10 protein-coding genes and 1 tRNA gene are annotated in these 9,697 nt (G+C 59.6%); 5 read left to right on the forward strand and 6 right to left on the reverse strand.

What is annotated here, in order from left to right; translation table 11 throughout:
* Positions 1–756: NAD-dependent epimerase/dehydratase family protein (locus tag WCA53_RS24235; RefSeq protein WP_423916427.1), on the forward strand; the 756-nt coding region annotated here is incomplete at its 5' end.
* On the opposite strand, the gene WCA53_RS24240 is transcribed toward WCA53_RS24235, so the two are convergent.
* Entirely contained in the window at positions 749–925 is a 177-nt protein-coding gene (locus WCA53_RS24240; protein ID WP_423916429.1) for a hypothetical protein, read from the reverse strand. The two genes, WCA53_RS24235 and WCA53_RS24240, sit on opposite strands and share 8 nt — an antisense overlap.
* Before the next feature lie 202 nt (positions 926–1,127).
* A complete protein-coding gene (locus WCA53_RS24245) occupies positions 1,128–1,847 on the reverse strand; it encodes a pseudouridine synthase (protein WP_423916446.1) in 720 nt (239 codons plus the stop codon).
* A 210-nt stretch (positions 1,848–2,057) separates the two neighbouring features.
* On the opposite strand from WCA53_RS24245, the gene WCA53_RS24250 reads away from it, so the two are divergent.
* On the forward strand, positions 2,058–2,297 hold the full coding sequence (locus WCA53_RS24250; protein WP_423916431.1) for a hypothetical protein: 240 nt from the start codon (positions 2,058–2,060) through the stop codon (positions 2,295–2,297).
* A 267-nt stretch (positions 2,298–2,564) separates the two neighbouring features.
* On the opposite strand, the gene WCA53_RS24255 is transcribed toward WCA53_RS24250, so the two are convergent.
* The 4 genes from WCA53_RS24255 to WCA53_RS24270 all read right to left on the reverse strand — a co-directional run bounded on the left by WCA53_RS24255 (position 2,565) and on the right by WCA53_RS24270 (position 6,713).
* The gene (locus tag WCA53_RS24255; protein WP_423916433.1) at positions 2,565–3,974 is read right to left on the reverse strand and encodes an NYN domain-containing protein; all 1,410 of its coding nucleotides are present in this window, start codon (positions 3,972–3,974) and stop codon (positions 2,565–2,567) included.
* Between the two features lie 260 nt (positions 3,975–4,234).
* Positions 4,235–4,319, reverse strand: a tRNA-Leu gene (locus WCA53_RS24260).
* A 207-nt stretch (positions 4,320–4,526) separates the two neighbouring features.
* Complete coding sequence (locus WCA53_RS24265) at positions 4,527–5,687, reverse strand: ABC transporter substrate-binding protein (RefSeq protein ID WP_423916435.1); 1,161 nt, start codon at positions 5,685–5,687, stop codon at positions 4,527–4,529.
* 84 nt (positions 5,688–5,771) lie between these two features.
* Positions 5,772–6,713, reverse strand: a complete 942-nt coding sequence (locus tag WCA53_RS24270) for a CysB family HTH-type transcriptional regulator (RefSeq protein WP_423916437.1) — start codon at positions 6,711–6,713, stop codon at positions 5,772–5,774.
* Between the two features lie 221 nt (positions 6,714–6,934).
* Here WCA53_RS24270 and WCA53_RS24275 point away from each other — a divergent pair, with 221 nt between their 5' ends.
* From WCA53_RS24275 to WCA53_RS24285, 3 genes are all read left to right on the forward strand, one after another.
* Positions 6,935–8,614, forward strand: coding sequence for a nitrite/sulfite reductase (locus WCA53_RS24275; protein WP_423916439.1), 1,680 nt, complete (start codon positions 6,935–6,937; stop codon positions 8,612–8,614).
* Positions 8,615–8,627: 13 nt separating this feature from the next.
* Entirely contained in the window at positions 8,628–9,167 is a 540-nt protein-coding gene (locus WCA53_RS24280; RefSeq protein WP_423916441.1) for a DUF934 domain-containing protein, read from the forward strand.
* A partial coding sequence (locus WCA53_RS24285) for a phosphoadenylyl-sulfate reductase (protein WP_423916443.1) occupies positions 9,164–9,697 on the forward strand: 534 nt, incomplete at its 3' end. The genes WCA53_RS24280 and WCA53_RS24285, both read left to right, overlap by 4 nt.

The following is a 9,697-nucleotide window of genomic DNA, read 5'->3' on the forward strand; positions in this document are numbered from 1 at the left end:
GGATGGTTCCGCGCGACCTTCGCCGGCACCTCGCGATCAGGCCCCCAGCGAGGTCCGCTTCGAGGTCCGCATTCGGGGACAAGCAAGCGCATCAACACCCTGAAAAGCGCACCTATTGTACCCGAGCGGGCTTATCGCGACGCCGGACGCAGGCCGCCGATACGGCCTCCCGTGCGCTTGATCTATGCGAGCACGTCCGGGGTTTATGGCGATTGCGGCGGGGCGTGGATCGATGAAACGCGGCCGGTGCATCCTGACAACGCGCGGGCGAAGCGGCGGGTATCGGCGGAAACGCAACTGCGCCGTGCCGCGCAACGCGGCATGCTAAACGTATCCATACTGCGCATTCCCGGCATCTACGCGGCCAATCGACTGCCGCTTGCCCGCCTGGAAAAGGGCACACCCGCGCTCGCGCCCGCCGACGATGTGTTCACAAACCACATCCACGCCGACGACCTCGCGGCCATCCTCGTGGTGGCGATCCGGCGTGCAAAGGCGCAACGCGTGATACACGCATCGGACGAAAGTGAAATGCGGATGGGTGAGTATTTCGACCGTATCGCCGATGCATTCAACCTGCCGCGCGCGCCACGAGTCTCTCGCGAGCAAGCCGAAGCGCAACTCGACCCCATGATGCTGTCGTTCATGCGCGAGTCCCGGCGCTTGCATAATCGGCGACTACGCGAGGAATTGCGCTACACGCTGCGCTATCCGACGATCGACGCGTTTATCCACACGATCCGCGCGGTCACATGAGCGCGGGAAACGTTTCGAACAGGATGAAGCACAACAGGGCGCCGACCAGGACCCCGATCAGGTTCGGTTGATAGCGGTGGCGCCGGTGCATGATGACAACCAAGGCCACGATGAACAGCCCGCTCGCGATCACGAAGGCGATCATTGCAATGGGCATCTGAGCGGCCATGGTGGGCCTCCCCGGTTCTTTTGACAGTGGTTACCTCAGTATAGGTTTACGTCCGATCAAAGGCATGCTGCGATGCGGCACACCGGGTTTGCGGAATCGAAACGATCGATGGGTGCCAATCATCCCGCCACGTCCGGGAGCGCCGTCGACGCTGCCGTTGTCTGCGTTACCTCGACGTGACCCGGGCGTTGCTTGCGACTGGTCAGCTTTCCTTGAGCCGCATGAGGTCCGCTTCGTCGAGCCAGCGCCATTGACCTTCGGCGAGATCATCCGGCAGGGCATACCCGCCGATACGTTCCCGATACAGCTTTTCCACGCGATTTCCCGACGCCGCGACCATCCGCTTGACCTGGTGATACTTGCCTTCGAGCACCGTTAGTTCGAGCACATGGTCGTCGCGCGGGATGGCACTGACGGCCGCGATGGGTTGCGGTTCGCCGTGCAGCAAGACGCCGTTGCGAAGAGCGTCGAGTTGCGCGGTATCGAGCGGATGGCGCGTGGTCGCGAGATAGACCTTCGGCACCTTGCGTTTCGGCGATGTGAACGAGTGGACGAATGCGCCGTCATCGGAGAGAAGCAGCAGGCCGGTGGTGTCCTGGTCGAGCCGGCCGACACATTGCACGCCGCGCTCGGTCAACTGCGGCGGGAGCAGGTCAAAGACGCTCAAGTGGTGCTGCGGATCGCGTGAACACTCGTAGCCTGGCGGCTTGTTCATCACGAGATACGCCTTCTCGTGATACTTCCAGCGCACGCCATCGATTTCGAACTCGAACTCAAGCGCAGCCGGCGCGGCGGTTGCGAAGACCGCGGACGGATTGGTGCATGGGATGCCCGCGATCGTCACGCGTGCATCCGCGATCAGCGCGCGGCATTGCCGGCGTGAGCCGAAGCCCTGCGTGAAGAGAATGCGTTCGAGATCCATCGGGGCGGTGAAAGCGATTAGGGCGGTCATTTTAACAACCCCGTTCACCCAGCAGAACCGCCCGCTCCAGTCCAGCGGCGCCTGAAGCTCGTTACGACCAATTTACGACACAAAAAACTGAAATCGTTGAAACATTGATCATTTCGAACAACAATGACGTGCCTTAACGCGTGCTGTAACTATTTATTACCATTCGAAGGAAATCCATCAATGAAGATGTTCTCGCAAGTTGCTTTGGTCAGTGCACTGGCTCTCACATTCGCCGGATCGGCGATGGCTCAATCCGCTAGCGGCGCAGCTGCCGACAGCGCAGCATCTGCAGTGAAAAAGCCGCACCACCACAAGGGTACGACGCTGCATCAGCAAGACAAGGCGTCGCACCTGAAGGGCGCCTCGGCGGCCGCAGCGGCATCTTCACTGGGCACGGACGACAAGGGCGCGAAGCACTAAGTCGCAACGAGCGGCAAGGAGCAGCGCGACTAGGTGCATTTGTCCCAGGACTCGCACCTGCGTTACGTGAAAATGCGGGGACGTGCTTTAAGCGCGTCCCCGCATTGTTTTTGTGTCACCGTAATCAGGTCTTTCCAGGTCGTCGGCGGCTTGCCATGTGTGCCCGCTCTGACAAGCCGCGTGAACGCGCTTCGCCCATGACAAGCGTCCTCGCGTCGGGCGCTTTTTATCACCCGCCGCCGCACGATCGCGACGGCGCTTCCAGACTCACTCTTCGCTCGGCGTCGTTTTCTTGGCTCGCCTGGGACGGGAGGCCGTCTTGCGCGGCGTCTTCGCGGCGGGAGCATCGGCGGTCGCATCGGGCACATCGGCCGCGTCGGAAGGTTCCGGCTGATCAACGATTGCGATTGGTTCGAAAAGCGCGGGTTCCTCCGCACGGGTCGCGGAACCTTCCACTACCGCCTTCTTCGCAGCGACCTGGCGGCCGCGCCGCGCGGTTCCGCCTCGTTTGGGCTTTTGCTGTTGACGGGCCTCAAAAGCCTCCAGCTCTTCGCGCGCTTCCTGCTCTTCGCTGATTGGCATAGGCGCTTCGTCAAGATGCTCTTCGGTATCCGTCTCGACGACAAATGCCGACGGCCATGGCCGCGATTGCTCGACCACTACCGGCTGCGGTTCATCAAAGAGGGGCTCGGACACTTGCGGCCGGACATTGCGACCCTTGCGACGATTCCTCTCGCCGCCCGATTTCTGCTTCGGTCTGTTTTCCTCCGGCGCGGGCGCTGGCACGGATACGGCTGGAGCTTCAATTTCCCTGACCGGTTCGGCACTCAAAGTCGCTTGCGTCCGAAACACAAACGCACCCGATTTTTCATCGCGGCCCACTTCGAGCAGGCCGCGCAACTGCGCTTCCTCGAGCAGATTGCCGAATGCGCGAAACCCATAATATGACTCGTTGAAATCCGGTTTGCGCCGCTTGATCGCGCTCTTGAGCACCGACGCCCAGATCTTGCCGCTTTCTCCGCGCTCGGAGGCGAGGTCGTCGAACGTTTCGACAGCGATTGCAATTGCCTTTGCCTTGCGTGACTCGAGTTCCTGCTTGGGCTGGCGGTCTTCGTCGGACGGACGTTTGTTGGACGCCGATGCCGCCACACTCGCTTCGCGCGACTCGCGTGCTTCACGCTTGGCCTGGGCGCGTTGCTGGTCGCGCACGAGGTCATCGTAGAAAATGAATTCGTCGCAATTCGCGACCAGCAGGTCGGAAGTCGAATTCTTCACGCCCACGCCGATCACTTTCTTTGCGTTCTCGCGCAACTTCGACACGAGCGGCGAGAAATCCGAGTCCCCGCTGATGATGACGAACGTATCGACGTGCGACTTCGTATAACAGAGGTCGAGCGCATCGACGACAAGCCGGATATCAGCCGAATTCTTGCCTGACTGGCGCACATGCGGAATTTCGATCAGTTCGAAACTGGCTTCATGCATGGCGGCTTTGAAGCCCTTGTATCGATCCCAGTCGCAATACGCCTTCTTCACCACAATGCTGCCTTTCAGCAAGAGCCGTTCGAGCACTGGCTTGATATCGAACTTGTCGTACTTCGCGTCGCGCACGCCGAGCGCGACGTTTTCGAAGTCGCAAAATAGCGCCATGCTGACGCTTTCGGGGAATGAGGCCATGGATGCTCCAGCGCTGCAGGTTTAATGTGCGCACATGATATCTGGTTGTGAGACGGGGTTTGGCGCGGGTGAAACAAACGAGGTGTCTGGATCGTGTTCGGCATGCCGCAATGTCATTGACGCGTGGAGCGTGAAGACGAGCGCAAACGAATGACACGCGCTCGTAGCGGCGACGAGTCCCGGGACCAAAAACAAAAAAGCCGCAAACCCTGATAGGCGTGCGGCTTTCGATACTTCTCGGAATTCTGCGGAACTTCATGTGGTGCCCGGGGCCGGAATCGAACCGGCACGCCTTGCGGCGGGGGATTTTGAGTCCCCTGCGTCTACCAATTTCACCACCCGGGCACGCAGTTTTTTCAACTGGCCGACTCCGATCGAATAAACCTGACCTAGCCGGCAAGTCAGCGATTATGTCGGAAATCGATTGATCCGGCAAGCCTTTGGATTGCCGGAATCGTAGGTTTCGATCGATTCCATTGAGTTGAACGATGCAGCGCGACCCCTGGGCACAAGTCACCGGTCTAACTGATCGGTCTAACCCAGCGGCTTAGCTCATTGGCTCAGATAAGTGAATTGCCCGTTCTTGATAATGCCCATTACGCTTGCGCGCTGGTCGAGGCCGACGTGATCGGTGGCGCTGGTATTCACCACGCCGTTCGGCACCACGAGTTCATGCGCATGTTCCAGTTCCGAGCGCAACGCCACGCGAAACTCAGGCGTGCCGGGTTGGGCCGTCTTCAGCGCCCGCGCCACCGCATCCTGCAAACGCGGATACACACCGGCTGCGTCGCCCGCGAATTGCGTGACCGTGCCCTTGCCGTATTGCGCTTCATACGCGTCGACGAAAGCCAGCGCCGCCTTCTTCGAGGGATGATCGGCCGGCAACGTTCGCGCGACCACGACGGGTTGCGTCGGGAACAGGGTACCGTCCACGTCCTTGCCGCCCAGCTTGATGAATTCCGGCGTCGCGATGCCATGGGTCTGATAAATCGCGCCCTTGTATCCGCGCTCGATCAGCGTGCGTTCCGGCAGCACCGTCGGCGTTCCCGCGCCCGCAATCAGCACGGCGTCCGGCTTGGCCGATATCAGCTTGAGAATCTGTCCGGTCACGCTCGCGTCGGTGCGATTGAAGCGCTCGTTTGCAACCACCTTGATGTGACGCAGCTCGGCAAACTTCGAGAACTCGTTGAACCAGCTTTCACCGTAACCATCGGCGAAACCGATGAAACCGACCGTCTTGACATTGCGATTGACCATCGTGCGGGTCATGACGTCGGCCATCGCGCGGTCGGTCTGGGCCATCTTGAATGCCCACACTCTCTTGCCTTCCTGCGGCTCCACAACCGAAGCCGAGCCGATGAGCGTGATCATCGGCGTCTGATATTCCGCCACGGGGTCCAGCGCAGCAAGCGCGGCCGGCGTGATGTTCGGCCCGACGATGACATCGACTTTATCTTCGGTTATCAGCTTGCGGATATTGCGCACGGCCGCGCCCGGATCGGAGCCGTCATCGAGAATGATGTACTCGGCCGGTTGCCCCGCGATGGTCTTCGGCCACATCAGCATGGCGTTCTTGCTCGTGATGCCGATAGCGGCCGCCGGCCCGGTGCTCGATAAATCGATGCCCACTTTCAACTCGGCGCTGGCCGCCGCGCTGAACAGCGCGAGCGCGCCGAAGGTGAGGCCTGAGCACATGAACTTCGACAACTTCATTGGAGGGTCTCCGTAGCGTGGTTTTTTGAACGGGGGAGTTTGAGGCTTACAAAATTCGGCTGTTCGAAAATTGTCGCGTCGAATTCAAAGCTCGTAGCTCTCGTGCTCGCCGGACAACGCCTGCTCGATCAGCTTGCGGTTCATCGAAGGCGAAAGGAGTTCTACGAGCGTGTAGACATAACTGCGCAAATACGCGCCTTGCTTGAGCGCGAGCCGCGTGACGTTCGTGCCGAACAAATGGCCGACCGGCATCGCGCGCAGATGTTTGTCGCGTTCCGGGTTGAAGGCGATATCGGCGAGAATTCCTACGCCGAGACCCAGTTCAACGTAGGTCTTGATCACATCGGCGTCGATGGCTTCGAGCACGATATCCGGCGTCAGGCCGCGCAACGCGAATGCCTGGTTGATCTTCGTGCGGCCGGCGAAGGCGTTGTCGTAGGTGATGATCGGGTATTGGGCGAGATCGTCGAGCGTCAGTTGCTTGCGTTCCAGCAATGGATGATCCGGCGGCATGACGGCGAGATGCTGCCACTGGAAACACGGCAATGACACCAATTCCTTATAATTCGCGATTGCTTCAGTCGCGATGGCGATATCCGCCTGGTCGTGGATAACCATTTCCGCGACTTGCGTCGGACTACCTTGCAGAATTGCAAGGTGGACTTTCGGAAAACGCTTCTTGAATTCCGCAATGGCGGTCGGCAATGAGTAGCGCGCCTGAGTGTGCGTCGCGGCAATCACGAGATTGCCTTGATCCTGCGCGGCGTAATCTTTACCGACGCGCTTCAGGCTCTCGACCTCCTGCAAGATCTTCTCGACCGATGCCAGGATGATCCGCCCCGGCTCGGTCAATGACCGGACGCGCTTGCCGTGTCGTCGAAAAATCTCGACGCCCAGTTCGTCCTCGAGTTCGATGATGGCCTTCGATACCCCCGGCTGCGAGGTGAACAACGCCTTGGCAGCCTCGGTGAGGTTGAAGTTCTGGCGGACGGCTTCCCGGACGAACCGGAACTGGTGCAGATTCATATATAACCCACCGGCATATCAAAGTAATTTATCAGTCGTTTGCAATATATAGGAAGTTTATTAGGATCAACTCAATTTTTCCACTATCGATATCGGTATTTGTCATAAGCAAATCACCGGACGGCCTGAACGGCGGCCGGCGCAACGACTCTGTTGATATCGACGTGCGGCGTGACTAGGACGGCGTACGACGGAATACCAATGCAAACTGGGGCCCCCGAATGTATCAATACGATCAGATCGACCAGAAAATCGTCGACGAACGCGTCGCCCAATACGGCGATCAAGTGCGCCGCCGCTTGTCCGGCGAGTTGAGCGAAGAAGAGTTCCGCCCGCTGCGGCTGCAGAATGGTCTTTACCTGCAGCGGCACGCGTACATGCACCGCATAGCGATCCCTTACGGCAATTTGCGCAGCGACCAGTTGCGCATGTTGGGCACCATCGCGCGGGAACACGACCGCGGCTACGGCCACTTTTCGACGCGTACCAACATCCAGTTCAACTGGATCGAGCTCGAACAAACGCCGGAAATCCTGCGTAAGCTCGCGTCGGTCCAGATGCACGCCATTCAGACGTCGGGCAACTGTATCCGCAATATCACCGCCGATCAGTTCGCGGGCGTGGCGCCCGATGAAATCGTCGATCCGCGTCCGTGGGCCGAAATCCTGCGCCAATGGTCGACCTTTCACCCGGAATTCGCGTGGTTGCCGCGCAAATTCAAGATCGCTGTGTGCGGATCGGTGGAAGATCGCGCTGCCACGCAGATTCACGATCTTGGCGTGTATTTGAAGAAGAACGACGCAGGCGAAGTGGTTGCGAGCATCCTTGCGGGCGGTGGGTTGGGACGCACGCCGATCGTTGGCGCGGTGATCAAGGAAGATCTGCCGTGGCAGCATTTGCTGTCGTATTGCGAAGCCGTGCTGCGCGTGTATAACCGCTACGGTCGTCGCGACAATATGTATAAGGCGCGGATCAAGATTCTCGTGAAGGCGCTAAGCCCCGAGAAATTCGCGCAGCAAGTGGAAGAAGAGTGGGTCCACCTGAAGGATGGCCCGGCGACGCTCACGCAAGAGGAGCTCACGCGTGTGTCGCAGTTCTTCGCACCGCCGGTGTATGAAAAGTTGCCGGCGACAGACACGTCGTACGAACAGCATCTCATCGATAGCAAGCCGTTCTCGCGCTGGGTCGAACGCAACGTGCGCGCGCACAAGGTGCCGGGTTACGCGTCGGTGACGTTGTCGCTCAAGCCTACGGGCATTGCGCCCGGCGACGCCACGGACAAACAGATGGAAGCGGTTGCCGATCTCGCGGACGAATATTCGTTCGGCGAAATCCGTGTCTCGCATGAGCAGAACCTGATTCTCGCGAACGTCAGGAAGCGCGATTTGCACGCAGTGTGGGAACGTGCAAAGGCGCTGGGGTTTGCGACATCGAATATTGGCTTGCTCACCGACATCATTGCGTGCCCGGGCGGTGATTTCTGCTCGCTCGCCAACGCCAAGTCGATCCCGATTGCCCAAGCCATCCAGCAACGTTTCAGCGATCTCGATTACGTGTACGACCTGGGCGATCTGTCGCTGAATATCTCGGGTTGCATCAACGCGTGCGGTCATCACCACGTCGGCAATATCGGTGTACTTGGCGTCGATAAGGACGGCTCCGAGTGGTATCAGGTAACGCTTGGCGGCGAGCAAAGCACAGGCGCGACGGGTGCGCATCTCGGCCGCGTGATCGGACCGTCGTTTTCGGCGCACGAGATGCCGGACGTGGTGTCGAGCGTGATCGATACGTTCGTCGAAAATCGCCTTGAAGGCGAGAGCTTCATCGAGACGTATGGCCGTATCGGCATTGCGCCTTTCAAGGAACGCGTGTACGCGTCGCGCCAGCCGGCGCATGCGTAACCAGGGACCCTACATGACTTTGATTATCAAGAATCGCGAAGTGGTTGAAGACAACTGGACCGTGATCCGCGCCGCTGAAGACGGCACGATGCCCGCCGTGGACGCGCTGTTGCCCGGCAAGGTGATCGTCCCGTTCACATGGTGGAAACAACATAAGCGCGCATTGACCTGTGCGCACACGAAGGATCCGTTCGGTCTGTGGCTCGCGCCCGACGACGAACCGGCGGAACTCGTCGAAGAGTTTGGCAAGCTCGCGCTGATCGCCGTCGATTTTCCGAAGTTCAGCGATGGCCGGGGTTTCAGCATTGGCCGCTTGCTACGCGAACGTTATCAGTGGAAGGGCGAGTTGCGCGCCATTGGCGACGTGCTGCGCGATCAGTTGTGGTTTCACGCGCGCTGCGGTTTCGATGCCTTCGCCGTTCGCGCCGACAAGGACATTCACGACGCGCTGAACGCATTCGGCGAGCTGACCATTCCCTATCAGAACGCGGTGGATCAACCGGTGCCGTTGTTCCGGCGCCGTGGCGAAGTGAAATTGGGAGTGTCTGCATGACACCCGAACTGCAAGCCAAAATTGATCGTCTCGACGCACTGCTCGATTCCATCGCGCAACGGCACGAGCACGTCAAGCTAGCCAGCAGCCTCGCCGCCGAAGACATGTTGCTGACCCACGCGATCCTTTCGCGTGGGGTCGGGATCGGCATCTTTTCGCTGAATACGGGCCGCTTGCATGCAGAAACGCTCGGCATGATCGACCGCGTGAAGGAACGTTACGCGTACGACATAGAGCAGCTTCATCCGCAGCAGGACGCGGTCGACGAATACGTCCGCGATCACGGTTTGAACGCGTTCTACGAAAGTGTCGATCTGCGCAAGAGTTGCTGCGGGATTCGCAAGGTCGAGCCGTTGAATCGTGCGTTGAAAGATGTCAGCGCGTGGGTGACGGGGCAGCGTCGCGAGCAATCGGTGACCCGCGTCGAGCTGCATGAAGAAGAGCATGACGGTGCGCGCAACATTGCCAAGTTCAACCCGTTGGCAGATTGGACTGAAGCGGATGTCTGGGCGTATCTTGAAGCCTTCGAC

Source organism: Caballeronia sp. (assembly GCF_049581465.1).
GTDB lineage: Bacteria > Pseudomonadota > Gammaproteobacteria > Burkholderiales > Burkholderiaceae > Caballeronia.

Bases quoted from the DNA above. Each gene is read 5' to 3' on its own strand.
- WCA53_RS24270 (WP_423916437.1), bottom strand. From the start codon at position 6,713: ATGAATCTGCACCAGTTCCGGTTCGTCCGGGAAGCCGTCCGCCAGAAC.
- WCA53_RS24245 (WP_423916446.1), bottom strand. From the start codon at position 1,847: ATGGATCTCGAACGCATTCTCTTCACGCAGGGCTTCGGCTCACGCCGG.
- WCA53_RS24250 (WP_423916431.1), top strand. From the start codon at position 2,058: ATGAAGATGTTCTCGCAAGTTGCTTTGGTCAGTGCACTGGCTCTCACA.
- WCA53_RS24275 (WP_423916439.1), top strand. From the start codon at position 6,935: ATGTATCAATACGATCAGATCGACCAGAAAATCGTCGACGAACGCGTC.
- WCA53_RS24255 (WP_423916433.1), bottom strand. From the start codon at position 3,974: ATGGCCTCATTCCCCGAAAGCGTCAGCATGGCGCTATTTTGCGACTTC.
- WCA53_RS24265 (WP_423916435.1), bottom strand. From the start codon at position 5,687: ATGAAGTTGTCGAAGTTCATGTGCTCAGGCCTCACCTTCGGCGCGCTC.
- WCA53_RS24240 (WP_423916429.1), bottom strand. From the start codon at position 925: ATGGCCGCTCAGATGCCCATTGCAATGATCGCCTTCGTGATCGCGAGC.
- WCA53_RS24280 (WP_423916441.1), top strand. From the start codon at position 8,628: ATGACTTTGATTATCAAGAATCGCGAAGTGGTTGAAGACAACTGGACC.